This window comes from Pseudomonas frederiksbergensis (assembly GCF_003732665.1).
Taxonomy (GTDB): Bacteria; Pseudomonadota; Gammaproteobacteria; order Pseudomonadales; family Pseudomonadaceae; genus Aquipseudomonas; species Aquipseudomonas frederiksbergensis_G.
Genome location: NZ_MOBP01000001.1, coordinates 140,845 through 166,116 on the forward strand (window position 1 = coordinate 140,845; position 25,272 = coordinate 166,116).

General features: G+C 60.3%; 24 protein-coding genes. 11 read left to right on the top strand and 13 right to left on the bottom strand.

Features of this window, described 5'->3' with window-relative positions:
* Window positions 1-11 precede the first annotated feature (11 nt).
* From BK665_RS00660 to BK665_RS00670, 3 genes are all read right to left on the bottom strand, one after another.
* Entirely contained in the window at window positions 12-902 is an 891-nt protein-coding gene (locus BK665_RS00660) for an esterase/lipase family protein (protein ID WP_123402390.1), read from the bottom strand.
* A 97-nt stretch (window positions 903-999) separates the two neighbouring features.
* Window positions 1,000-1,305 (bottom strand): DMT family transporter, encoded by a 306-nt coding sequence (locus BK665_RS00665; RefSeq protein ID WP_007903452.1) that lies wholly within the window; start codon window positions 1,303-1,305, stop codon window positions 1,000-1,002.
* Entirely contained in the window at window positions 1,306-1,944 is a 639-nt protein-coding gene (locus tag BK665_RS00670; protein WP_123402391.1) for an FMN-dependent NADH-azoreductase, read from the bottom strand.
* A gap of 121 nt (window positions 1,945-2,065) precedes the next feature.
* On the opposite strand from BK665_RS00670, the gene BK665_RS00675 reads away from it, so the two are divergent.
* Complete coding sequence (locus BK665_RS00675; protein WP_123402392.1) at window positions 2,066-3,007, top strand: LysR substrate-binding domain-containing protein; 942 nt, start codon at window positions 2,066-2,068, stop codon at window positions 3,005-3,007.
* A gap of 91 nt (window positions 3,008-3,098) precedes the next feature.
* Window positions 3,099-3,629 (top strand): ferritin-like domain-containing protein, encoded by a 531-nt coding sequence (locus BK665_RS00680; protein WP_123402393.1) that lies wholly within the window; start codon window positions 3,099-3,101, stop codon window positions 3,627-3,629.
* Between the two features lie 111 nt (window positions 3,630-3,740).
* Here the strand turns inward: BK665_RS00680 and BK665_RS00685 are convergent, their stop codons facing one another.
* Entirely contained in the window at window positions 3,741-5,816 is a 2,076-nt protein-coding gene (locus tag BK665_RS00685; protein ID WP_123402394.1) for an AsmA family protein, read from the bottom strand.
* Between the two features lie 387 nt (window positions 5,817-6,203).
* On the opposite strand from BK665_RS00685, the gene BK665_RS00690 reads away from it, so the two are divergent.
* From BK665_RS00690 to BK665_RS00720, 7 genes are all read left to right on the top strand, one after another.
* Window positions 6,204-6,752, top strand: coding sequence for a hypothetical protein (locus BK665_RS00690; protein ID WP_123402395.1), 549 nt, complete (start codon window positions 6,204-6,206; stop codon window positions 6,750-6,752).
* 164 nt (window positions 6,753-6,916) lie between these two features.
* Complete coding sequence (locus tag BK665_RS00695) at window positions 6,917-7,549, top strand: TetR family transcriptional regulator (RefSeq protein WP_123402396.1); 633 nt, start codon at window positions 6,917-6,919, stop codon at window positions 7,547-7,549.
* Between the two features lie 251 nt (window positions 7,550-7,800).
* Window positions 7,801-8,301: an urease accessory protein UreE gene (gene ureE / locus BK665_RS00700; protein ID WP_123402397.1), complete on the top strand. Its 501-nt coding sequence runs from the start codon at window positions 7,801-7,803 to the stop codon at window positions 8,299-8,301.
* Complete coding sequence (locus BK665_RS00705) at window positions 8,298-8,972, top strand: urease accessory protein UreF (protein ID WP_123402398.1); 675 nt, start codon at window positions 8,298-8,300, stop codon at window positions 8,970-8,972. The genes ureE and BK665_RS00705 overlap by 4 nt, the downstream gene beginning before the upstream one ends.
* A gap of 23 nt (window positions 8,973-8,995) precedes the next feature.
* The gene (ureG, locus tag BK665_RS00710) at window positions 8,996-9,610 is read left to right on the top strand and encodes an urease accessory protein UreG (protein ID WP_123402399.1); all 615 of its coding nucleotides are present in this window, start codon (window positions 8,996-8,998) and stop codon (window positions 9,608-9,610) included.
* A 29-nt stretch (window positions 9,611-9,639) separates the two neighbouring features.
* Window positions 9,640-10,212 carry a HupE/UreJ family protein gene (locus BK665_RS00715; RefSeq protein WP_123402400.1) on the top strand — a complete coding sequence of 191 codons (573 nt, stop codon included), beginning with the start codon at window positions 9,640-9,642 and terminating at the stop codon, window positions 10,210-10,212.
* A gap of 181 nt (window positions 10,213-10,393) precedes the next feature.
* Window positions 10,394-11,521 (top strand): AGE family epimerase/isomerase, encoded by a 1,128-nt coding sequence (locus BK665_RS00720; protein ID WP_123402401.1) that lies wholly within the window; start codon window positions 10,394-10,396, stop codon window positions 11,519-11,521.
* A 112-nt stretch (window positions 11,522-11,633) separates the two neighbouring features.
* Here the strand turns inward: BK665_RS00720 and BK665_RS00725 are convergent, their stop codons facing one another.
* The 9 genes from BK665_RS00725 to amaB all read right to left on the bottom strand — a co-directional run bounded on the left by BK665_RS00725 (window position 11,634) and on the right by amaB (window position 22,720).
* The gene (locus BK665_RS00725) at window positions 11,634-12,539 is read right to left on the bottom strand and encodes a cation diffusion facilitator family transporter (protein ID WP_123402402.1); all 906 of its coding nucleotides are present in this window, start codon (window positions 12,537-12,539) and stop codon (window positions 11,634-11,636) included.
* A 174-nt stretch (window positions 12,540-12,713) separates the two neighbouring features.
* Complete coding sequence (locus BK665_RS00730) at window positions 12,714-13,484, bottom strand: SDR family oxidoreductase (RefSeq protein ID WP_054044081.1); 771 nt, start codon at window positions 13,482-13,484, stop codon at window positions 12,714-12,716.
* Between the two features lie 849 nt (window positions 13,485-14,333).
* Window positions 14,334-15,050, bottom strand: a complete 717-nt coding sequence (locus tag BK665_RS00740; RefSeq protein WP_123402403.1) for an ABC transporter ATP-binding protein — start codon at window positions 15,048-15,050, stop codon at window positions 14,334-14,336.
* Window positions 15,047-15,922 (bottom strand): ABC transporter ATP-binding protein, encoded by an 876-nt coding sequence (locus BK665_RS00745; RefSeq protein ID WP_123402404.1) that lies wholly within the window; start codon window positions 15,920-15,922, stop codon window positions 15,047-15,049. The genes BK665_RS00740 and BK665_RS00745 overlap by 4 nt, the downstream gene beginning before the upstream one ends.
* Window positions 15,919-17,202, bottom strand: coding sequence for a high-affinity branched-chain amino acid ABC transporter permease LivM (livM, locus tag BK665_RS00750; protein WP_123402405.1), 1,284 nt, complete (start codon window positions 17,200-17,202; stop codon window positions 15,919-15,921). Before livM ends, BK665_RS00745 begins: the two co-directional genes overlap by 4 nt.
* A 3-nt stretch (window positions 17,203-17,205) precedes the next feature.
* Window positions 17,206-18,120 carry an ABC transporter permease subunit gene (locus BK665_RS00755; RefSeq protein ID WP_123402406.1) on the bottom strand — a complete coding sequence of 305 codons (915 nt, stop codon included), beginning with the start codon at window positions 18,118-18,120 and terminating at the stop codon, window positions 17,206-17,208.
* 170 nt (window positions 18,121-18,290) lie between these two features.
* The gene (locus BK665_RS00760) at window positions 18,291-19,424 is read right to left on the bottom strand and encodes a branched-chain amino acid ABC transporter substrate-binding protein (RefSeq protein ID WP_123402407.1); all 1,134 of its coding nucleotides are present in this window, start codon (window positions 19,422-19,424) and stop codon (window positions 18,291-18,293) included.
* Between the two features lie 364 nt (window positions 19,425-19,788).
* Window positions 19,789-21,072 (bottom strand): L-pipecolate oxidase, encoded by a 1,284-nt coding sequence (gene amaA, locus BK665_RS00765; protein WP_123402408.1) that lies wholly within the window; start codon window positions 21,070-21,072, stop codon window positions 19,789-19,791.
* 157 nt (window positions 21,073-21,229) lie between these two features.
* Window positions 21,230-22,720: an L-piperidine-6-carboxylate dehydrogenase gene (gene amaB / locus BK665_RS00770; protein WP_123402409.1), complete on the bottom strand. Its 1,491-nt coding sequence runs from the start codon at window positions 22,718-22,720 to the stop codon at window positions 21,230-21,232.
* A gap of 185 nt (window positions 22,721-22,905) precedes the next feature.
* On the opposite strand from amaB, the gene BK665_RS00775 reads away from it, so the two are divergent.
* Both BK665_RS00775 and pncB read left to right on the top strand, forming a co-directional pair.
* Complete coding sequence (locus BK665_RS00775; RefSeq protein ID WP_123402410.1) at window positions 22,906-23,817, top strand: LysR family transcriptional regulator; 912 nt, start codon at window positions 22,906-22,908, stop codon at window positions 23,815-23,817.
* Between the two features lie 228 nt (window positions 23,818-24,045).
* Complete coding sequence (gene pncB, locus BK665_RS00780) at window positions 24,046-25,269, top strand: nicotinate phosphoribosyltransferase (RefSeq protein ID WP_123402411.1); 1,224 nt, start codon at window positions 24,046-24,048, stop codon at window positions 25,267-25,269.
* The last annotated feature ends 3 nt before the right edge of the window (window positions 25,270-25,272 follow it).

Consider the following 25,272-nt stretch of genomic DNA (forward strand, 5'->3'; position numbering starts at 1 on the left):
CGGTCTACCGGCTAAACCCCCGCCGCTTTTAATCGCGCCGCATGCTCGATAAACAACCGCACCGGCTCCGCGCCCTTCCCCACCAACCCCAGCGACTGATTGACGATGTCGAAGTGATCCATCGGGTATTCATCACCAATCACCGTCCCCAGGTGCGAGCTGTAACGCCCGACCATCCCGTCGCAATGCCCCTTTTCCCGCACAAAGGTCGTGGCGAATAACCGGCAAAACCGATTGGTCCCGTCGAACAGATTGCCGCCACGATCGGTCTTGCCCGGTTGCAAGGTCCCGGACCAGGAGTAATAACGCACGCCGTTGACCTCTTCCGGCCCGTGCCCGCCCCAGGTTTCAGGCAAACCCTGTGGGTATTGCTGGTTGAACAGCGCCACGCCTGCCGTGGTCAAGGATTCGTGGGACGCATGAATGTCCACCGGCAGTTTCGGCCCGCGATAGCCGGTTTCCATCAGGCTCATCAACGCGCCAATGATTCGCAGTAAAAACGCGAGCAAACGCCCCTTGGCACTGTCAGCCGGATAGTGCTTGTGCAGGTAATCCGCCAGTTCCGAACCATGATTGGGTCCGGCCACCGAGGTCACCGAAGCGACCCGGTCCGGGCGCTTTGCGGCGGCATAACGGGCAGTCAACGAGCCCTGGCTGTGGCCGATCAGGTTGACCTTCTCGGCACCGGTTTCCCGCAGGATCTCGTCGATCCGCGCCAGCAACTGCTCGCCGCGCACTTCGGTGGAATTGAGCGGCGATACCTGCACCGCGAACACCACCGCACCACCGCGGCGCAACGCCGAGATGATTCCGTACCAGTACGGGTAGAGCAGCAAACGGATAAACCCGAGCATTCCCGGGACCAGCACCAACGGGTAACGCGTGGCGGAACCTTGCGACATGGGCGGACATCCTTGTAATCGGTGAGGTGACGCAAGGCGGGATGCAAGACATCCGCCAAGCATCGCCAGCGAAGATGACCAGTCTATGACAACCGCGTTACTTCAGCCCAACCACCCCTGCCACGATCAGCCCCACCGAGACCAGTTTCAGCGCCGTCAGGCTTTCGCCCAACAACGCAAACCCGAGAAACACCGTGCCCAGGGAACCGATGGCAGTCCAGATCGGATAGGCGATGCTCACCGGCAACTCGCGCATGGCCAGGGTCAGGAAATAAATCCCGCCCACCGCTGCCACGACTGTGATCACCGACGGCCAGAGCCGGGTGAAGCCTTCGGCGTACTTCATGCCCATGGCGAAGGTGACTTCGAACCCGGCAGCGATCAGCAAGAACAGCCAGGCCATTTAGAACTCCCTGGCCAGCGCCAACAGACGCTGTTCGGCCTCGGCAACGGAAACCTGGAACGTCCGCTCGGCCGACTCTTCACCCTCGGTGGCGACCACTGTGATGTCGGTGATGCCAATAAAACCCAACGCCGTGCGCAGCAGCGTGTCGGCGTGGTTCATCGCCTCCAACTCTCCGCCCGGCCCGAAACCGAAGCCACCGCGACTGGTGACAATCAGCACTTTTTTGCCCTGCACCAACGGCGCGTACTGCGCCACGCCATTGTCCAGGGTGTGATTGAAGGTCAGGCCGAGGCGCACGATTTGATCGATCCAGGCCTTGAGGCCACTGGGCACGCTGAAGTTGTGCATCGGCGTGGAAATCACCAGCAGATCGTGGCCGAGCAATTCCCCCACCAGTTGATCACTCAAGGCCAGGTCAGCCTGCATCGACAACGGCCGGGCTTCGGGCTCGGGATAAAACGCAGCGGCGATGAACGCCTCGTTGACCGGAGGAATCGACGCCCGCCCGACCTCACGCCGGGTCAACCGCGACTGTGGATGACGGGCCTGCCACGCCGCCAAAAACACCTCGGCCAGGCGCCGGGAGTGGGAACGCTCACCACGGGGGCTGGCATGAATCGCAAGAACTGTGCTCATCTGATTCTCCTGAAGGACTACACTCAAACCGCTTGTGGCTTGCAGCGTGCGGCTTATTCCTGCTTCGCTCAAATGAGCAAAAATCAGTCAGGATGAATCCATTTCATCCGTGGAGTATTGAATGTTCGCCTCGCTACCGCTGACCGCCCTGCGCGCCTTCGAATCCGCTTCGCGCCTGCTGAGTTTCAAGGCTGCCGCCGAAGAACTTTCGGTGACGCCCACGGCGATTTCCCATCAGATCCGCTCATTGGAGAGCTGGCTCGGCATTGCCCTGTTCGAACGCCTGCCCCGGCAAGTACGCCTCACCGATGGCGGCGAGCGTCTGTTCCAGAGCCTGCACGGCGCCTTGCTGGAAGTGGCGCAAAGCGTCGACACCCTGCGCCCGCAACGCAGCGGCGCGAGCCTGACGATCTCCACCACCGCCGCGTTCGCCGCGCTGTGGCTGGTGCCACGACTCGGACGTTTTTATGCCCGGCACCCGAACATCAGCCTGCGGCTCGACACCCATTGCGAAGTCATCGATCTGCACCAAGACGCCAGCGTCGATCTGGTGCTGCGCTACAGCCTCGGCGACTACCCGAACCTGTATGGGCAGTGCCTGTTCGACGAATCCTTCGGTGTATATGGCTCTCCCGAACAGGTCGCATTGGCTTCCAGTCGAGTGCCCACGCTGATCAGCGTGCGTTGGCACAACTCCAAGCTTTACGCCCATGGCTGGGAGGCGTGGTGTGCGCAGTCGGGCGAGAGCTGGCTGAGCGGACAACCGGCCGTGCGCGAATACGACGAAGAGCATTACGCCCTGCAAGCGGCGATTGCCGGGCAAGGGCTGGTGCTGGCGAGCAATATCCTGGTGTCCGAAAGCGTGGCCAGCGGGTTGCTGGTGGCTTACAAGGGCGAGGTTCAGGTCGATGGCGCCGGTTACAGCGCGCTATGTGTGCCCGGGCGCGAACGGCACCCGCCGGTGCGGGCGTTTTTTGAATGGCTGCGTGAAGAGGCGCGGCTGTCGGGGCACACCTTGCGTGATCCAGATCAACAGAGGCTGACCGCTGGCTCAATTACATAAAACTTTCTGCAACGCTCATCACTCACACCTTAAGTAGCGATCACGTCCTCAGAGGCGTGACGCAAACCGGATTAGCCTCCAGGAGATCGAGATGAGCGACATGCATTTGTCTGATAAAACCACCCTGCGCGAGCGGGCCCGCAAGAACGTCGAAAACGGTGCCGTGACCGAAGGTTACAGCGCCGACCGCGAAGAAGTGCTGCGCCTGCTCAACGAATCGCTGGCCACGGAATTGGTCTGCGTGTTGCGCTACAAGCGTCACTACTTCATGGCCAACGGCCTCAAGGCCCACGTGGCCGCCGACGAATTCCTCGAACACGCGACCCAGGAAGCCGAACACGCCGACCGCTTGGCCGAGCGTATCGTGCAACTGGGCGGCGAGCCGGAATTCAACCCCGACCTGCTGTCGAAAAACTCCCACGCCCAGTACGTGGCCGGGAATAACCTCAAGGAAATGGTCTACGAAGACCTGGTCGCCGAGCGGATCGCCATCGACAGCTACCGCGAGATCATCCAGTACATCGGCGAAAAAGACCCGACCACCCGGCGCATCTTCGAAGACATCCTGGCCCAGGAAGAAGAGCATGCCGATGATATGGCCGACATTCTGAAAGATTTGTAGCGCCTGTCGGGCAGCCTTCGCGAGCAAGCCCGCTCCCACATTAGATCTGTGAACACCGATCCATTGTGGGAGCGGGCTTGCTCGCGAAGGCGTCTTAATAGAAGCCGAAAATCACTTGGTTGACTTAACGGTCACAGGCGCCTTGCCCGCCTTCATCTGCTCCAACAACGGCGCACACTGGTTCGGCTCGCCACCACTGGGCGCCACCAGCGCCAATAACCCCGCCGCCGGTGCGGCGATCACGCCCAGCGCCACCATCCCCGCCCCGCGCAGCATCAGCGGCACGGCTTTCACGCCGGCATCCGGTTTGATGAACTTGCCCCGCACATACAGCGGCGAACGCAGAGAAATCAGACGCCAGCCCTTGGATTCCGGGGTGACGGTCAAGTCCAGTTGTTCCGTGGCCATGTTCGCGGTGCCATCGATGTAGATGATCGCGTTCTCGGTATCGAACACAAACAAATGGGTGGTCGCCAGGCCGGTCTTGATGTCGAAGTCCGCCGCCGCACAATTGATCTTCACTTCCTTGTCGCCAAAGATCTTGCCCACCACGTAGTTGCCGACGTTGAGCCCCGCCAGTTCCATCAACTCGCGGCTGATGGCGCCATCGTTGATCAGCATTTTCAGCTTGCCGTTGGAACTGCCCAACAACTTGGCCACCGAGTTGCCGCGACCGGCGATATCAGCATCGCCGTTCAATTCGCCGAAACTGGTTTTCATCGGTTCGAAAGTCGGGAACAACTGCTTGAGCTTGAAACCGCGAGCGGTGAGCTTGGCCTGGCCTTCCAACGGTTCGGTGCGGCCATTGAGGCGAATCTGCGCGTCGAGCTTGCCGCCGGCCACGCCGAAACGCAGGGGCTCCAGGCTGAGCAAGCCATCGGTCAGCACCAGATGCGTATAAAGGTCAGTGAACGGCAGTTTCTCGCTGTGGACGATGCGTTTGCCGGTGAATTCGACATCGGCGTCCATATCCCGCCAGCGCTCGGTCTTGAACTCCTCGACCGGCAACACCTTGTCCGTCGGTTGCTTGCTTTCACCGCCACGGGCCTTTTGCTTGGCGTTGGAATCGGCGCCGATCAGCGGCGCAAGGTCGGCAAACAGCAATTGATTGGAGACCAGCGCGCCGCTGAGTTTTGGCCGTGGCTGGCTGGCGACGTAGGCCAGGTCGCCATGAATGTCGCTGTCACCGATCTTGCCGTTGAAGCCCTCGTAGCGAAACTGCGCGCCGGCGGGGTCATGCAGTTTGGCGGTCAAGTGGCCGTCGGTGGCGTAGGGCGGCGAGTCCGGCAGGGTGACGCCGGTCAATGGGTAAAGATTGGCCAGGCTGCTGCCGGCGAGTTTCAGGCGCAGGTCCAGCGCGCCGAGGTTCAGCGGATCGGTGAGCGTGCCTGCCAGCTCGACGCTGGTGTCGGCGATCTTGGCCTGGGCTTGCAGCGGAAACGGCTTGGCCGCGTCCTGCAAGGCCAGCAGGCCACCGATCTTGCCTTCCCCGGTCAGTTTCTGTTGGTGGTATTGGCCTTTCACTTTGAAGGCGAAGGCATAGTCCTGGGGTGCGCCGCCCTTTTCCAGCGCGGTTTTCGCCGCTTTGTCGCCGACGATATCGCTGAATGGGATCGGTTTGCCGAGCGGGTCGATCAGCACGTCGAGTTGGGTTTTCAGGCTTTGGTCGTCGAGGGTGACGTGGCCCTTGTCGAAACCGATGGCGCCGATGTCCACCACCCAGTTCGAGGGTTCGGCGTTGGGGTCCTTGGGGTCGAACTTGAAGGTCCAGTTGGCGCGACCGTCGGCCAGGCGTTGGAGGTCGGCGTTGGGCTCGGTCAGGTCGATGCGCGGAATGACCACGCGCTGGGCCAGCAACGCCAGCGGCGAGATGCGCAACTCGACGCGTTTGAGGGTGACCATCTGCGGCTGCTTCGACCAGTCCGGGTTGCCCAGGCTCAAGTCCTCGGCCACCACGTGCGGCCACGGCACCCAGGCGCGCCAGCCACCTTCATCGAGTTCGCGCCGCCACACCACCGCGAGGTTGCCATTAATGGCGAACGGGCGATGCAACTCTTCGGAGACTTTGGCGTTGAGGGGCGGTTTGATCCGGTTCCAATCGAAGAACACGATGACCAGAACCAGTATCGCCAGCAGGACAACAAGGGTGGCGAGGGTCCAGCTGATTATTTTTGAAGTGCGCGTCATTGCACAGGGCTCCTGAATACGACTGAGCGCCTGACTGCGACGCACGTTTTGAAACGTTAGGCCAGAACCGGCCTGCCATGAAGCTACGACTGGAAAACGGCTCGCAGGTTTAACTGAAAATGCCTCTTAACGCTCAAATAATCGGCCGCCGACAAAGTGCGCCCGCTTCCAGCGTTACCGTCCCCGCACTTTTGTGCGGCACGAGTGGGTCGAAAATACCCACCTCGGTGCAAAACCGGTCGCCGGAGAGGCCCGTTCTAGAGCCTCCGCACGGAACAATCAATTCTGTTGATTATTACCATTGCGTTTATGAACTTTTATATCGACTTATCGAGAGTAGCATTGCCCTCGTACCCACTTTATCGCCCTCCCAAGGAGCAACCCATCATGAAACGCCAATTACTGCTTAGCCTGACCCTCTCGATGCTAGCCAGCACCGCTTTTGCTCTGCCAGCCGCTGATCAGGCCACACCGCAAGTCAAAACCAGCCACTCCGTATTCAGCCAAACCGTCGCAGCCGATGGTTCGGATCGCACTCCACAGGGTCAAACCCTGGCTGAAAACGGTCGTAACCGCCTCGAAGAAAAAGGCCTGGTTCAAGATGGCTCGGACCGCACCCCACAAGGTCAAGCCCTTGCCGAAAACGGTCGTAACCGCTTAGAAGAAAAAGGTCTGGTTCAAGATGGCTCGGACCGTAACCCACAAGGTCAAGCCCTGGCTTCTGACGGTTCGGATCGCACTCCACAAGGCCAGACCCTCGCTGCTGATGGTTCCGACCGCACCCCACAAGGCCAGACCCTCGCTGCTGACGGTTCCGACCGCACTCCACAAGGCCAGACCCTCGCTGCTGATGGTTCGGACCGCACTCCACAAGGCCAGACCCTTGCTGAAGGTGGTGGTGACCGTGTAATCGAACGCAACAGCGCTGTGAGCTGAGCCCATGGCGGCCCTGAAAAAAAGCCCAATCCCTGGATTGGGCTTTTGACTTTTATAGCGCCACGCAACTTCCTCGCTTGAACCCGCCCCCCGATCCCCGTTCGACGCCGGCAAAGCCGATTTGCTAGAGTGCGCCGCTGTCCTGTCCAGAAAACACCCTTGCGATGCTGCCCCGCGCCGAACAGAAACAACAGACCCGCAGTGCCCTGATGGACGCCGCTCGCCATTTGATGGAGTCCGGCCGAGGATTCGGCAGCCTGAGCCTGCGCGAAGTGGCGAAAACCGCCGGGATCGTGCCCACCGGTTTCTACCGGCATTTTGCCGATATGGACGAACTGGGCCTGGTGCTGGTCAGCGAAGTCGGCCAGACCTTCCGCGAAACCATTCGCCTGGTACGCCACAACGAATTCGTCATGGGCGGCATCATCGATGCCTCGGTGCGGATCTTCCTCGATGTGGTCAGCGCCAACCGTTCGCAATTCCTGTTTCTCGCCCGCGAGCAGTACGGCGGCTCGATGCCGGTGCGCCAGGCCATTGGCCGCTTGCGCGAAGACATCAGCTCTGACCTCGCCTGCGACCTGTCGCTGATGCCAAAGCTGCAACACTTGGATATCGACGGGTTGAGCGTCATGGCTGACCTGATCGTGAAAAGCGTGTTCGCCACCCTGCCCGACATCATCGACCCGCCGCTTGAAGCGTTGCCGGAACACCTGACGCCCCAGGCGAAGATTACGCAGCAATTGCGCTTCATCTTTATCGGCCTCAAACACTGGCAAGGTTTGGGAAGCACCGAATAACCCCTGTGGGAGCGGGCTTGCTCGCGAAGGCGGCTTGTCAGTCAACGTAGATGTTGAATGTTATGCCGCCTTCGCGAGCAAGCCCGCTCCCACATTTGGTGCATGAAGAATCCTTCACGCACCAATCTGACCCAAAACCCCGCAACATCCTGCAACAACTACTACTCTCCGACAGGGTTTTCCTACGCATCGCCCCGATTGGCAAGCCCCTTGCTCTAGCCTGAGCATTGTCCTTTGCTGGAAGCTTTCCGATGCTGGTGATTCATCGCAGAATCGACCCTCAACCCGTCTGGGCCGCCGAGTTACACCTGACCTTCGAAGCCCGGAGCAAAAGCCGCCTGCGCTGTTTCAGTGCCGAGCAGGAAGACGTCGGATTATTTCTGGAGCGTGGTCAGCCGCCGCTGTATGACGGCGAATGCCTGCAGGCCGAAGATGGCCGCATCGTTCGCGTCTGCGCCCGCCCCGAACAACTGCTGCACGTCACCTGCGCCAATGCCTTCGAACTGACCCGCGCCGCCTATCACCTCGGTAACCGCCACGTCGCCCTGCAAGTCGGTGACGGCTGGCTGCGTTTGCTCGACGATTACGTGCTCAAGGCCATGCTCGAACAGCTGGATGCCAAGGTCGATAACATCGAAACACCGTTCCAGCCGGAACACGGCGCCTATGGCGGCGGCCATCATCACTCGCGGCACGGCGACGAAGATTTCAACTACCCGCCGAAACTGCATCAGTTCGGCGTACGCCTATGAACCCAGCCTGGGCGCTGTTGCGCCTGGCCAGTCCGCAATTGCCGATTGGCGGCTACAGCTATTCCCAGGGTCTGGAAATGGCGGTGGATAACGGTCGGGTGACCGATGCCGCCAGCGCCAGGCGCTGGATCAGTGATCAATTGCTGCTCAACCTCGCGCGTTTCGAAGCGCCGTTGCTGCTCGCCCATTGCGTGGCCGCCGCAGAAGAGAACTGGGCTGAACTGCTGCAACGCTGCGAAGAACATCGCGCCAGCCGCGAAACCCGCGAGTTGCATCAGGAGAGTCGGCAGATGGGCTATTCGTTGCAGCAACTGCTCAACGGCTTGCCGGAACTGGATGCGCCAGCCCGGGCCTTTCTTGAACAACGTCCTGAACCGCACCTGGCCCTGGGCTGGGCGCTGGCCGCCCGCGCCTGGGGGATAAGTCCGCAAGACGCCCTGGCCGCGTGGCTCTGGAGTTGGCTGGAAAACCAATTGGCGGTGTTGATGAAAACCCTGCCCCTGGGCCAACAAGCCGCCCAGCGCCTGACCAGTCAACTGCTGCCGCTGCTGCAAGAAGCCCAGCACAACGCCACCCGCATCAACCCCGAACACTATGGCAGCGCCGCTTTCGGCCTGTCCCTGGCATGCATGGCCCATGAGCGCCAGTACAGCCGTTTGTTTCGCTCCTAGGGCCCTTTATTTTGGAGAAGCATATGAACACACAACCCCTGCGCGTCGGCATCGGCGGCCCGGTCGGCTCCGGCAAAACCGCCCTGACTTTGGCCCTGTGCCTGGCCCTGCGTGACCGCTACAACCTGGCGGTGGTGACCAACGACATCTACACCCGCGAAGACGCCGACTTTCTGGTGCGCAACGAAGCATTGGCACCGGAACGCATCATCGGCGTGGAAACCGGCGGCTGCCCGCACACGGCGATCCGCGAAGACGCTTCGATCAACCTCGAAGCCGTGGACCAGTTGAACCGGCGCTTTCCGGGGCTGGACCTGATCATTGTCGAGTCCGGTGGCGACAACCTTTCGGCGACTTTCAGCCCGGAACTGTCCGACCTGACCATCTACGTGATCGACGTTTCGGCCGGCGACAAGTTGCCGCGCAAGGGCGGGCCGGGGATCTGCAAATCCGATTTGCTGGTGATCAACAAGGTCGACCTCGCGCCCCTGGTCGGTGCATCGCTGGAGCTGATGGACAGCGACACCAAGCGCATGCGCAACGGCAAGCCATTCGTCTTCAGCAACCAGAAGACCGGCCTGGGCCTGGAAGACATCATCGCCTTTATCGAACGCCAGGGCCTGCTGACCGCAGCCTGATCACGACTTATCAACAAGGAAGCTTATCCATGACACTGAAACGCATCCTGGGCGCCCTGGCCCTGCTGCTGACCCCCGCCATCGCTTTCGCCCACCCGGGCCACGGCGACAACGGTTTGATCGCCGGCATCAGCCACCCGATTGGCGGCATCGATCACCTGTTGGCGATGGTCGCGGTGGGTTTGTGGGCCGCGCAGCAGAAAGGCGCGGCACGCTGGGCGCTGCCCTGCACATTCGTCGGCACCATGCTGATCGGCGGTTTGCTTGGGTTTGAAGGGCTGAACCTGCCGGCGCTGGAAAGCGGGATTGCTGCGTCGGTATTGGCGCTGGGTCTGGCGGTGGCATTGGCGGTGCGTCCACCGTTGAGCGTGGCGGTTGGGGCAACGGCATTGTTTGCGCTGTTCCATGGCGTGGCCCATGGGCTGGAGTTGCCGGATATGTCGAGCCCTTGGGCATATGCCGCTGGTTTCGTAGCGGCGACGGCGGCGTTGCATGGCTTGGGTTATGCGGTGGTTCGCGTGCTGCCTCAAGCGGCGGCGCCGTTGATTCGCGTGGCGGGGGCGGCTTCGGCGGCGACCGGGGTTTGGTTGTTGGCCGGTTGAATTTCGAGCGCCTGTGAAGGCCCCTTCGCGAGCAAGCCCGCTCCCACAGTAGATCTGCGTATGCAAGACCAATGTGGGAGCGGGCTTGCTCGCGAAGGCGGCCTGACAGACACCGCCTCTCTCAAGCCGGCCTCTCTGCTACCATGTCGCGCAATCGCCCCTGCCGTGACGACGCCAGCCAATGCCCCATGCTTCCCGCTCTGCCTCCCAGCCTGAATTGACCGCCCTGTTCGCTTCGGTGCAACAGCACTTCCAGGATGTGATCGTGCCACTCTGGCAAGGCCCCGGCTGGAACGCCGGCATGGCGCTGCCCTATGAGGCGCTGGACGGCGGGCATCAACCGCTGGCGCCGCAACGCTACCGCGCCATGGCCTGCGCCCGGCAGTTGTATCTGTTTTCCAGCCTGATCGGCCAGGTGCCGGCGGCCGAAGAACGCGCAGCGGCGCTGTTCCGTTCCTTGCAGCAGCATTTCCACGATGCCGAGCACGGTGGCTGGTTCTACAGCATCGACCCGCAAGGCGCGCCGCTGGATCAGCGCAAAGACCTCTACACCCACGCTTTCATCCTGTTCGCCTGCGCCCATTACTGGGACAAGGTTCGCGAGCCGCTGGTGGAATCAGTGCTCAATGCCGCGCTGGAAGTCGTGGCCCAACGCTTCGCCACGGACGACGGTCTGTACGAAGCTTGCCTGGACCGGGACTGGGCTTCGCTCCAGACCGGACCGTTGCAAAACCCGCTGATGCATTTGGCCGAAGCCTTCCTCGCCACCCTGTCTGTGCGCGAAGACGCAGGCGCCCAAGCCGCGCTCATCAAGTTATGCACAGCCATGCAGCAGCAATTCGTCGATCCGCAGACCGGTGTACTGATGGAAAAACCGCTGGGGGCTGTGGATAACTGGTTTGAACCGGGGCATCAGTTCGAATGGTATTTCCTGCTGGCATCCTCGCCGTTGCTGCGGGGCTCGAAGCTGCATGCCTCGCTGGACCGGGCCTTTGCGCTCACTGAGCAATTGGGTGTCGATCCACAGACAAGTGCTGTGCGGGCGATGCTCGATCTTGAAGGCTGCCCGAAGGATGGCACCGAAAGGATCTGGGCCCAGGCTGAATACCTGCGGGCGCTGACGTTGCGCCCGGACAGCGAAGCGGCTGTGCTGCGCCAGTTGCAGGCGTTGCAGCAGCGGTTTCTGCATGCTGGTGGCTGGTATGAGTGTCGTGATGAGGAAGGTGAAGTCAGCCGCAAGGACATGCCGTCGACCACGCCTTATCACTTGGCGACTTGTTATCGCGGGTTGGTTGAATATTTGCGCTGAGTTCGAGATCGCTTTCGCGGGCAAGCCTCGCTCCTACAGGTTTTGTGTACGCCGCAATCCTGTAGGAGCGAGGCTTGCCCGCGAAGAGGCCCTCAAATCGGTCACCGTCTAATCACGCAATCCACTTCCGATCCCCGGTAAAGCTGATGGTCAGCCACCGCGCCGCATCCGCCTGGCCCAGCTTCGCGGAAATATCCTCGCGCAGCACGTCCAGTTGCCCCACGCTTTCCAGTCGGTAATCCGCCGGCAACACCACATGAATCTCAATAAACCGCGCCCGTCCGTGCTTTTGCACGTAGGAGCTGTAGTCGTCGAAACCATGCTCGACCTTGGCCGCGTCCATCACCTGGCGCACTTTGTCGTTCAGTTTATCCGGGGCAATCCCCAGCACATCCCGTAGCGCCGGTCGCAGGATCTTGAACGCCGGGGGCAGCATGCTCAGGGCCAGCAGAATCAGGATCAGCGGGTCGACGTAAACCGCCCACTCGCCGTAACCCTGGGACTTGAGCAGCAGCGCCGTGAGGAAACTCACCAGCAGGCCCACGGACAACATCGCGTCCACCAGCCAACTGATGTTGTCGAACTGGATCAGCGTCGATTTGAGCTTGCGATTGCGATGACGAACGTAGAAGAAATACGCGAACTCGACGACGGTAAACACCGCCGCATAGATGATCACCAGTCCCAACTCGATCTCGCGGCCGCCATTGATGATGCCGAACACGCCGTTGAGAAAGGCATAGATCGCGATCAGGAACAGGAAGCTGCCTTCGATCAGCAGCACCATGGGCTCCAGGTGCCAGAAGCCGAACTGGAAGCGGTGATTACTTTCTTTGGCAATGAGCTTGGCGGTGATCAGCATCAGGACCTTGATAAAGGTCGCGATCAACGAGAAAAAACCATCGAACAGGATGGATTGGGCACCCGAAACAAAACCGGTGACGATCCCGGCGATCGCCACGGCGAACATCAGGATGGTCGATTGTTTGAGCAGTGACTGCTCACCTCGGTTACTCACGTAGCCTCCTCTGAAAACCCTGGGAACCGCGGGGTGCGGTGGGGTTGTTGGGTGGGGAGTCTACCTTATGCTTTGTTTTGGCCGTTCTGGCCTCTTCGCGAGCAAGCCCGCTCCCACAAGGGAACGCATTCCAATGTGGGAGCGGGCTTGCTCGCGAAGAACGCTAACGCGGTCTTACGCCTTGCCACCATTACGCTCAATGGAGAACCCGGCCCAGGTCTGGCTTACCGGCATCAGCTCCAGGCTGTTGATGTTGATGTGCGCCGGAGCATTGAGAACCCAGAAAATGGTGTCGGCAATGTCCTGCGGCTGGATCGGCTCGGCACCGGCGTAGGTGGCGTTGTAACGCTCCTGATCACCGGCAAAACGCACCAGGGAGAATTCGCTTTCGCACAGGCCCGGCTCAATGTTGCTGACGCGTACGCCCGTGCCTTGCAGGTCGCAGCGCAGGTTCAGGGAGAACTGTTTGACGAACGCCTTGCTCGCGCCATACACGTGGCTGCCCGGGTACGGGTAGTTGCCAGCGATGGAGCCGAGGTTGACGATGCCGGCGCCACGGCCATGGGCGATCAGTCGCGGCAGCAGCAGGCGAGTGCTGTACATCAGGCCTTTGATGTTGGTATCGACCATGGTGTCCCAGTCGTCCAGATCACACTTGGGCGCCGGGTCCACGCCCAAGGCCAGGCCGGCGTTGTTGATCAGCCCGCGCAGCTTGGCGAAGGATGGCGGCAGGTTGGCAATCGCTTCCTCCATGGCCTTGCGATCACGCACGTCGAGCACCAGGCCATGGACCTCGGTCTGCTTCGACAACTCGGCGCACAGGGCGTTGAGGCGCTCTTCACGACGGCCTGTCAGCACCAGTTTCCAACCCGCTTCAGCAAAACGACGGGCACAGGCTTCGCCAAAACCGGACGTCGCGCCGGTGATAAACAGGGTGTTGGACATCGTGTTCTCCTTGCTTCGGCTGCTCGGCAGCCATTGGAATAGAAAATCAGCCGCCAGCATGCCCGGCGCGGCGCTGACCGGCAACCTCGTTCCCCGGTGTTTTCTGTACAAAAAACAACCAGCCGAAGCGGCGCCTTACCCACCGTGGCTTGCAGCCATGTGCGCGCACGTTATCCACAGGCCGGTCCACAGTCTTTGGGGGCAAGTGCAAAAGCTGCAAGCCGCTGTGTATAAGGCTTTGCGAGCAGCACAGAAAGTTTTTTGCTTGACCCTCGCAGGTGCGCCGTGTAGCCCCAAGGCATTTTGCACGATTACCCCCTCACCCCGACGATGGCGCCAAGCCAGCAACGACGGCCCTCAGCCGAGTCTTTCCAGAGTTTAACCACAGACTTATCCACAGGCTGGCACTGCTGAATCCGGCGCTTTTGACCAGCAACAAAAAGGTTGACAACGGCAGTCTTCAGTCCCGGAAAAACGCCTGATCAAAAAATAACCATCCGTCTGAAACCCACGGTTTAAAAGGCGTCCAGCCAGCTACTCCCACGTTATTCACAGCCAGCTCCACAGCAAACGGGGACAAGTCAAAACTGTGACAAAACAACTATTTGCAGCGGCTTTATGTCGCGGTTTCAGAGCTTGCGAATATTGTTTTCCACAATTTCCAGAAAGCCCGACGCGGCCCCTTGTGGGAGCGGGCTTGCTCGCGAAGGCGGTGGCACATTCGGCATCAATGTGACAGATACACCGCTTTCGCGAGCAAGCCCGCTCCCACAGGGGATGGTGGTGTATTGGAGGCGTAAAAAAGCCCCGGCGATTTCTCGCCGGGGCTTGGTATTTACAACTGCGAACTCAATGCCCGCCGAGATAAGCGTTACGCACTTCCTCGTTCACCAGCAGCTCCTTGCCAGTACCGGTGAGGCGGATTTCACCGTTAACCATCACGTAAGCCCGGTCCGACAGCTTGAGCGCGTGGTTGGCGTTCTGCTCGACCAGGAAGATGGTCATGCCGGTTTTCGCCAGTTCCCGCAGGGTCGAGAAGATCTGTTTCACCACGATTGGCGCCAGGCCCAGGCTCGGCTCATCCAGCAGCAACAGCTTGGGCCGGCTCATCAGCGCACGGGCGATGGCGAGCATTTGCTGTTCGCCGCCGGACATGGTCATAGCCCGCTGGGTACGTCGCTCTTCGAGCCGCGGAAACAGCTCGAACATGCGTTGCATGTCTTCCTTGGCGTACTTGTCGCCAATCGGGATGGTGCCCATCAGCAGGTTTTCCTCGACGGTCATGTCGGGGAACACCCGCCGCCCTTCCGGCGACTGCGCGATGCCATGGGACGCGATGTAGTGCGACGACTTGTGGGTGATGTCCACACCCTGATAGATGATCTGCCCGTCAGCCGCCCGGGGCTGACCGAAGATCGACATCAGCAGGGTCGACTTGCCGGCACCGTTGGAGCCGATCAGGCTCACGGTTTCGCCTTCGTTGATGTGCAGCGAGACTTTCTTCAGGGCCTGGATCGGCCCGTAAAACACGTCCAGATCCTTCAATTCGAGGATGGGTTGGCTCATAGCACCACTTCCTCTTCATCAGCGCCCAGGTAGGCCGCAATCACTTTCGGGTCGTTGCGAATGGCATCAGGCCCGCCCTCGGCGATGACGATGCCGTGGTCCAGCACCACGATGTGGTCGGAAATGCTCATGACCATGCCCATGTCGTGTTCGATCAGCACCACGGTCAAATCGTGCTCATCGCGCAGCAGCCGGATCATCGCGCTCAGCGCTTCGGTTTCCTGCGGGTTGAGGCCGGCGGCCGGTTCGTCGAGGCAAATAATCTGCGGCCGGGTGCACATGGCCCGGGCGATTTCCAGGCGACGTTGCTGACCGTAGGACAGCTCGCCCGCCAGACGGTTGGCGCAGTCCACAAGATCCACCACTTCCAGCCAGTAGAAGGCGTGGTCCAGCGCATCGCTTTCGGCTTTGCGGTAACCCTTGGTGTTGAGGATGCCGGCCAGCATGTTGCGGTTGACCCACATGTGTTGGGCCACCAGCAGGTTTTCCAGCACCGACATTTCCTTGAACAGGCGAATGTTCTGGAAGGTCCGCGCCAAACCGGCACGGTTCACCAGGTGGGTGCCGCCGAACATCTTGTAGTACAGACGACTGAGGAAGGATTTCGGCGAAACGAAATCCACCGGTTTGAACGACTCGCCCAGCAACTGGATAACGTTGGTTTTCTCGCCACGCACACTGAGTTCGATCTTGCCGCCGGAGGCCTTGTAGAACCCGGTCAGGCAGTTGAACACGGTGGTCTTGCCGGCGCCGTTGGGGCCGATCAGGGCGAAGATCGAGTTGCGGTGGACTTTGAGGCTGACATCGCTCAACGCCTTGATGCCGCCGAAGTGCATCATCAGCTTCTCGACCGAGAGTACGACTTCGCTCATGGCGCTACTCCTTTACGCGGGGTCACACCGGTACGGCTGATCCGAATCAGGCCGCGCGGTCGCCAGATCATCATCAACACCATCAGGATGCCGAACAGCAGCACGCGGTATTCCGCGAAGCCGCGCAACAGCTCCGGGGCCACGGTCAGCACGAAGGCAGCGATGACCACGCCAATGGTCGAGCCCATGCCGCCGAGCACCACGATGGCGAGGATCAGGGCCGATTCAAAGAAGGTGAAGGAGGTCGGGTTGACGAAGCCTTGGTAGGTGGCAAAGAACACACCCGCCAAACCGGCGGTCGAGGCACCGATGGTGAACGCCGAAAGCTTGACCAATACGTGGTTCAGGCCCATGGAGCGGCAGGCGATTTCGTCTTCACGCAGGGCTTCCCAGGCGCGACCGACCGGCATCTTGACCAGACGATGCTTGATGTACAGCACGGCCAGAACCACCAGGAACAACACCGCGTAGATGAAGTAGTACTTCACATCCGGGTTGTAGGCGATGCCGAAGAACTCATGGAACGGCACCCCGCCGTCCTTCGCCCTTTTCCCGAATTCCAGACCAAAGAAGGTTGGCAACGGTGCCGGCATGCCGTTCGGGCCGCCGGTCAGGGACAGCCAGTTGTTGAGGATCAAGCGGATGATTTCACCGAAGCCCAGGGTCACGATCGCCAGGTAGTCACCGTGCAGGCGCAGTACCGGGAAACCGAGGATGCAACCGGCCAAACCAGCGGTGATCGCCGCCAGCGGCAACACTGTCCAGAACCCCAGCCCCAGGTATTGATAACCGAGCGCCAGGCCATAGGCACCGATGGCATAGAACGCCACGTAACCCAGGTCGAGCAGGCCGGCCAGGCCGACCACGATGTTCAGCCCCAGACCCAGCAACACGTAAATCAACCCGAGGATGACCACACCCAGCAGGTAGGAGTTGGAGAAGAACGGGAACACCACGGCAATGACGATCACCAGTGGCACGATCCAGCGCAAACGGGTTTTGTAATCGGGCGGCAGTACATGAACCCCGGAACCGGTGCTTTCAAAACCTTCGAGGATTTTCAGGCCCTTGGGGGTTTGCAGGAACAGGCTCAGGGCAAAACGGCCAGCCATGACGATGGCGACAATCCACGCCACACGGGTCGGTTGCAGGTTGAAGCCGTAGCCGTCGAGGACTACGCCGACAATCGGGCCGAACACAATCAGGGCAACGAGGCCGGCAAGAATCGCGTCAACCAGGCTTCTTTTGAGATCAATGGTTTTTTTAGTGGTTGAAGACATCGCTTACACCTTCGACACAAGAGGACGGCCGAGCAGGCCTTGGGGCCGAAAGACCAGAACGAGAACGAGCAGCGAGAAGCTGAAGACGTCTTTGTAGTCCGAGTTCACCAGGCCCGAGAACAGCGACTCGGAGATCCCGAGGATGATCCCGCCGAGCATCGCCCCAGGCAGCGAACCGATGCCACCGAGTACCGCGGCAGTGAACGCCTTGATCCCGATGACGAAGCCTGCGTAGAAGTCGAACGTGCCGTAGTTCATGGTGATCAGCACGCCAGCCAGGGCCGCCATCGCTGCACCGATGATGAACACGTAGGAAATCACGCGGTCGGTGTTGATCCCCAGGATCGAGGCCATCTTGCGGTCTTGCTGGGTAGCGCGGCACATGCGGCCGAGCTTGGTGTACTTGATGACATAGGTCAGCAGGGCCATCCCGGCGAACGCTGCGACCAGAATGAAGATCTTGGTGTAGGTCAGCTGGACGAAGCCAGTGCCGACATCCACGCGCCATGCGCCAGTCAGGAGTGTTGGCACACCCTGTTGCCGCGCACCTTGGGCGATTTGTGCATAGTTTTGCAGGATCAGGGAAATACCGATGGCGCTGATCAGCGGTGCCAGTCGTGTGGAGTTGCGCAGCGGTTTATAAGCGACGCGCTCGATGACCCAGCCATACACCGCCGTGACGACGATGGTGAAGACCAGAGTGCCGAGCATCAGCAGCGGGAAGGATTCAATACCGAAGTAAGCCAGCAGAGCCAGACTGATTGCCGCGAGGTAAGCGGAAATCATGTAAACCTCGCCGTGGGCGAAGTTGATCATGCCGATGATGCCATAGACCATTGTGTAGCCGATGGCGATCAGGCCATAGACCGACCCGAGGGTCAGGCCGTTGACCAGTTGCTGCAGGAAAATACCATCCATAACGCAATCTCACGCATTTGAGAGACTGCACAGAAGCGGGTTGCAACGGACCGGGGTTCAGCCGCCAGTGCAACACGGTTGTGTGCAGCTCTACGAGAAAAGACAGGTACTGCACGGACATGTTCTTTGAATGCCCGGCGCACATGGCGCCGGGCAATCAATGGTTCATATCACTTCTGTTTTTCCAGCTGGTGGTATTTGCCGTCCTTGTCCCACTGGTAAACCACGTAGTCGGAGACTTTCAGGTCGCCCTTCTTGTCCCACTCCTTCTCGCCCATCACGGTTTTGACCTTGTTGGCTTTCAGCCACTCGGCGGCTTTTTCGCCAGTGTTGGACTTGGCGCCGTTGAAAGCAGCCGCCAGGGTCTGGACCGAAGCGTAGGCGTACAGGGTGTAGCCTTCAGGCTCGGTGCCGGCTTTGCGGAAAGCGTCTACCACGGTCTTGCTGTCTGGCAGCAGGCGTGGGTCGGCGCCGAAGGTCATCAGCACGCCGTCGACGTATTGCGGGCCGCCAGCGGTGGTCACCAGTTCATCGGTCACGATGCCGTCGTCGGACATGAATTTCACGTCTTTGAGGCCTTCGGTACGCAGTTGTTTAACCAGTGGACCGGCTTCCGGGTGCAGGCCGCCGAAGTAGACCACGTCGGCACCGGCCGCACGGATCTTGGTGACCACGGCGCTGAAGTCTTTCTCGCCGCGGGTCAGGCCTTCGTACAGCACTGGCGTCACGCCGCGCTTGATCAACTGGGCCTTGGTGGCATCCGCCAGGCCTTGGCCGTAGGTGTCTTTGTCGTGCAGTACGGCAACTTTCTTGCCCTTGAGCACGTCGACGATGTAGTCGCCAGCCACGATGCCTTGCTGGTCGTCACGCCCGCACATACGGAACATGGCGCTCAGGCCGCGTTCGGTAACCTGTGGGTTGGTGGAACCTGGGGTGATCGCGATGATGCCCGCTTCGTCGTAGATCTCGGAGGCCGGGATGGTCGACGAGGAGCAGAAGTGGCCGACGACGCCAGCGACTTTCTGGTTGGTCAGGTCCTTGGCGACCGTCACAGCCTGTTTCGGTTCGCAGGCGTCATCGCCCTTGACCAGTACGATTTTTTCCCCGTTGACGCCGCCCGATGCGTTGATGGCATCGGCTGCTGCCTGTGCACCCTTCATGTACTGCTCGCCAAATGCCGCGTTGGCGCCAGTCATTGGACCTGCCACACCGATTTTCACATCAGCCTGTGCAAACGCAGAAACACCCAACGCAGTTGCCACTGCGAGGGCCAGAAAGCCTTTCTTGTAAAACGTCTGGGACATGAGGTGGTGCTCCAAGGTTTTTTTTTAGTTGGCACTGCGACTTCTCTGGTTGCTCAGAGCAAGGGCCGTGCCATCGGTTTTTTATTCTGAAAAAAGTCGCTGCTTTATTGTTATTTCGACTGTTTCGATCCCATTTTCATTGGGCGTGCAACCGTCTAAACCGCGGGAGGTGAAACCATATTTTTTAAAAGGCGCAACCCGCACGCGCCATCATTGCAACCGCGGCACCAAACGACGTGCAACCAGCCTGTAACAACGTGCGTCACCGAAGTGCACACTGCTGGTGCGGTACTGCTACAACCCGCACCATTACAGGCTAGTCGCTACGCGAAAAAGCGCCCCGTCCAGCAACACATTTCAACAATCAAATCACGATCCGCAAGCACTGGCCTGCGTGATACAGCGAAAAACCGGCCTCGTACAGACAACTGCGCAGGCCGACGCCCGCCACGGGCTGCATCGGTGCGAACGGAATCGGTAGCGCCTGAGGACTTCCGTTACACAAATAGTCGGCGAAGGCTTTGCCGACCACCGTGCCAGTGGTCACGCCCCGGCCGTTGTAACCGGTGACTGCCACTAAACCGGGCGCCGGTTCGAACAGGCGCATCAGGTGATCCGGGGTGAAAGCGATGCGGCCGGTCCAGGTGCATTCCCATTCCACTGGCTTGAGGTAGGGGAAGTAATGCTGCTGGACGCGATCGGCCCAGGCTTTCAGGAACCAGGTCGGTTTCTGATTGCCGTTGCCCAGGCTGCCGAGCAACAGGCGCCCGTCTTTATCGCGACGCACACTACTGAGTACCTGGCGGGTGTCCCAGGAGCCTTGGCCACCAGGCAGGATTTGCTGCGCCGCCTCTTCGGTCAGCGGCACGGAAGCCACTTGGTAGTAATAACCGGGGAAGAAATTGCGCCGCAGCTCGGTCCAGTCGCCTTCGGTGTAGGCGTTGGACGCGATCACTACCTGATCGGCGAGTACCGAGCCCTGGGCGGTTTGTACTGACCACTTTTGGCCCTGACGTTCGAGTCGGGTCACCGGGGAATGATCGAACAGTTGACCACCGAGCTTGAGCGCCGCATTGGCCAGCCCCGTGGTGTAAGCCATCGGATTGATGGTGCCGGCACGTCGATCCAGCAACGCGGCGGCAATCTTTTTGGTGCCGGTGGCTTGTTCGCAGGCCTGGCCGGTCAACAGCTCAACCGGTGCCCCGCGACGTTTCCATTGTTCTTCACGACTGCGCAAATCCGCTTCGCCACGGGCGTTGTGCGCCATGTGCAGCGTGCCTTCGCGGCGCAACTGGCAATCGATGTTGTACTTATCCACAAGGCTGAACACCAGGGACGGTGCGGCGCCGAGCATGCGGTTGAGCTGACTGCCCACCGCTTCGCCGAACCCGGCTTCGATCTCGTCCGGTGGAATCCACATCCCGGCGTTGACCAGCCCGACGTTGCGCCCGGACCCGCCATGGCCGGCACGATGGGCTTCCACCACGCAGACGCTTTTACCTGCTTCCAACAGATGCACCGCCGCCGACAGACCGGTGAAACCGGCGCCGATCACGCAGACATCGACCTTCACTTCACCCTTGAGCGCCGTATTGTCGGGCCTTTGCGGCGTCAGTTTTTCCCACAGACACTCTTCGCGTAACGGCATTGCCAGACTCCAATCAGAAACCTAACCAACACACACATTCCAATGTGGGAGCGGGCTTGCTCGCGAAAGCGGTGTGTCAGATAACATCAATGTCGACTGACAGATTGCATTCGCGAGCAAGCCCGCTCCCACAGGGGATCATCGCTTGACTCGAGATTTAGTCGAACGTAATACCCTGAGCCAACGGCAGCTCCAGCGAATAGTTCACGGTGTTGGTCTGGCGACGCATGTAGGCGCGCCATGCATCGGAGCCCGATTCACGACCGCCACCGGTTTCCTTCTCGCCACCAAACGCGCCGCCAATTTCCGCGCCGCTCGGGCCGATGTTGACGTTGGCGATGCCGCAGTCGCTGCCCACGTCCGACATGAATTGCTCGGCTTCACGCACGTCGGTGGTGAAGATGCACGAAGACAGGCCTTGGGGTACAGCGTTGTTCAGGCGCATCGCTTCGTTGAAATCGGTGTAGCCGACCACGTAGAGGATCGGGGCGAAGGTCTCGTTGCACACCACATCGCTTTGCTCCGGCATCTCGACGATGGCCGGGGACACGTAGTAGGCATTCGGGAATTTGTCTTCCAGTTGACGCTTGCCACCAAACACCCGGCCGCCTTCGCTCAAGGCTTGTTCCAGGGCTTCCTGCATGTTTTCGAAACTGTTTTTGTCGATCAGCGGGCCGATCAGGTTGCCTTCCAGCGGGTTGCCGATGCGGACCTTGGCGTAGGCAGCCTTCAGGCGGGTGACAATTTCTTCCTTCACCGATTCGTGGGCGATCAAGCGACGCAGGGTGGTGCAACGCTGGCCGGCAGTGCCGACGGCGCTGAAGAGGATGGCGCGCACGGCCATGTCCAGGTCGGCGCTTGGGCCGAGGATCATCGCGTTGTTGCCGCCCAGTTCGAGGATGCTGCGAGCGAAACGTGCGGCGATTTTCGGCGCCACTTCGCGGCCCATACGGGTGCTGCCGGTAGCGCTGATCAGCGCGACACGCGGGTCATCGACCAGTGCTTCGCCGGCATCGCGGCCGCCGATGATCACTTGGCTCAGGTGCGGTGGTGCGTCGCTGAAGTTTTTCAGCACACGATCAAACAGTGCCTGGCAAGCCAGGGCGGTCAGCGGGGTTTTTTCCGACGGCTTCCAGATCACCGGGTTACCGCAGACCAGCGCCAGCGCAGTGTTCCAGGCCCAGACCGCGACCGGGAAGTTGAACGCGCTGATCACGCCGACAACGCCCAGCGGGTGCCAGGTTTCGCGCATGTGGTGGCCAGGACGCTCGGAAGCGATGGTCAAACCGTACAGTTGACGGGACAGACCAACGGCGAAGTCGCAGATGTCGATCATTTCCTGAACTTCGCCCAGGCCTTCCTGGGTGATCTTGCCGGCTTCCCACGACACCAGCTCACCGAGATCAGCCTTGTATTCACGCAGAATGTCGCCCAGTTGGCGCACCAGTTCGCCACGGCGCGGTGCCGGGACCTTGCGCCACAGCTCAAATGCATGATCTGCGCGACTGATGTGCTGCTCGACTTCGGCAGCGCCTTCCCAGTTCACGCTGGCAATCTGGCTGCCATCGATCGGCGAATGCACCGGCACTTTGCCGTTCTGGTACAGGGCCGGGTTCACACCAAGACGATCAAGCAATGCGGCAACCATGGGTCACTCCTCAAGCAAAAAACGGAAATCGTGCAGCCGGAATATCACGGCTGATCAGACCTGTAGTTGTAGCGCCACTCAGACGAGCCAACAAACGACCATTAAGCGAGATATCATTCCGTTTATTCATGCTTCGCATCTGTCGGTAAAAGAAAAGCATAGAGCAACAAGAAAAAGGACCACCCATGCTGAATAAACGCTACTTGCCGTCGATCACCGCCCTGCAGTGTTTCGAGGCCGTGACCCGGCATCTGAGCTTCACCCGGGCCGCCGAAGAGCTGAACCTGACCCAGAGCGCCGTCAGCAAACAGGTCGCGCAACTCGAAGAGCTGCTGCAGCACCTGCTGTTCCGCCGGGTGCGCCGACGCCTGCAAATGACCCCGGCCGGCGATTTGTACCTGGTCGAGGTACGAAAGATCCTCACTCAGGTGGAAATGTCGACCCACTACCTGCGTTCCTACGGCGGTGACACCGAAGTCCTGCGCGTGTCGACGCCGCCGACCTTCGGCGCCCGCTGGCTGGTGCCGCGCCTGAAAGGCTGGCGCCTGCGTCATCCGTCTATTCACCTCGATTTGTGCAGCGAGCAGGAAGCCGACGACCTGCTGCAAGGTCGTAGCGACCTGGCGTTCTACTTCGGCCAAGGCTCGCGGCCTGGCACCGAAAGCCTGAAATTGTTTGGTGAAGAGCTGGTCCCGGTCTGCGCCCCGGGCAGCCTGCCGGACACGCCGTTCACCGACCCGACGCAACTCACCGACCTGGTCCTGCTGCAAAACGCCTCCCGGCCCCAGGCCTGGCACGACTGGTTCGACAGCCAGGGCTATCACACCGAACACAGCTACCACGGCCCGCGCTTCGAAACCTTTTATATGTGCATCCGTGCCGCGCAGGTTGGCTGCGGCGTGGCACTGTTGCCACGGTTTCTGGTGGAAGAGGAATTGGCCGACGGCAAACTGGTTATTCCGTGGAAGCATGCGATGCCGAGTTCCGACGCGTATTACCTGGCCTACCCCGAACATTCGGCGGAAGTGCCCAAAGTGCGGGACTTTGTGAAATGGATGTTGGAGCAGATTGATAGCCCGGACACCCCACAAATTTGATGCATCACACCATCCCTGTGGGAGCGGGCTTGCTCGCGAAAGCGATGGGCCAGTCAATATCGATGTTGAATGTACTGGCCCCTTCGCGAGCAAGCCCGCTCCCACAGGGATCTCCTGCGCCTAAAAAAACGCTGGCAATCCGTACCCCCGATATGCGCCACTAGCCCCATTCATTGATACAGCTGAAACGTCGCGACCACGGGCCGCGGCCAGCCTGGAGATTCCCTTATGAGCGAGAGCGTATTCGGCGATCGCATCGTGCAGAACCTGCTCGACACCGACTTCTACAAACTGACGATGATGCAGGCGGTGCTGCACAACTACCCTAACGTGGAAGTCGAATGGGAGTTTCGTTGCCGTAACAGTGAGGATTTGCGCCCGTACCTGGCGGAGATCCGTTACCAGATCGAGCGCCTGGCCGAGTTGAGCCTGAGCGCCGACCAGTTGAGTTTCCTGGAGCGCATCAGCTTCATGAAACCGGATTTCCTGCGCTTTCTCGGCTTGTTCCGCTTCAACCTGCGTTACGTCCATACCGGCATCGAGAATGGCGAGTTGTTCATCCGCCTGCGCGGGCCGTGGCTGCATGTGATTCTGTTCGAAGTGCCGATGCTGGCGATCGTCAGTGAAGTGCGAAACCGCTATCGCTACCGTGAAGTCGTCCTTGAACAGGCCCGCGAGCAGCTCTACCGCAAGTTTGACTGGCTGACCGCCAACGCCAGCAGTGACGAATTGTCCGAGTTGCAGGTCGCCGATTTCGGCACCCGGCGTCGGTTTTCTTACCGCGTGCAGGAAGAAGTGGTGAACGTGCTCAAGCACGATTTCCCCGGACGTTTCGTCGGCACCAGCAACGTGCACCTGTCCCGCGAGCTGGACATGAAACCCCTGGGCACCATGGCCCACGAGTGGATCATGGCCCATCAACAACTCGGCCCGCGGCTGATCGACAGTCAGATTGCCGCGCTGGATTGCTGGGTTCGCGAGTATCGCGGCCTGCTCGGGATCGCCCTGACCGACTGCATCACCACCGATGCCTTCCTCGGCGATTTCGACCTGTATTTCGCCAAGCTCTTCGACGGCCTGCGCCACGATTCCGGGGACCCGGTGCTGTGGGCGGAAAAATCCATCGCCCATTACCACAAGCTCGGCATCGACCCGATGAGCAAGACCCTGGTGTTCTCCGACAGCCTGACGCTGCCCAAGTCCCTGGAAATATTCCGTGCATTGCGCGGTCGGATCAATGTCAGCTTTGGCATCGGCACCAACCTGACCTGTGACATTCCGGGTGTTGAACCGATGAGCATCGTGCTTAAAATGACCGCCTGCAACGGCCAACCGGTGGCGAAGATCTCCGATGAGCCCGGCAAGACTCACTGCAAAGACCCGAATTTCGTCGCCTATTTGCGACACGTTTTCAAAGTACCTGCCCTTTCCAGTATTCCAAGCAAGGAGTGAATT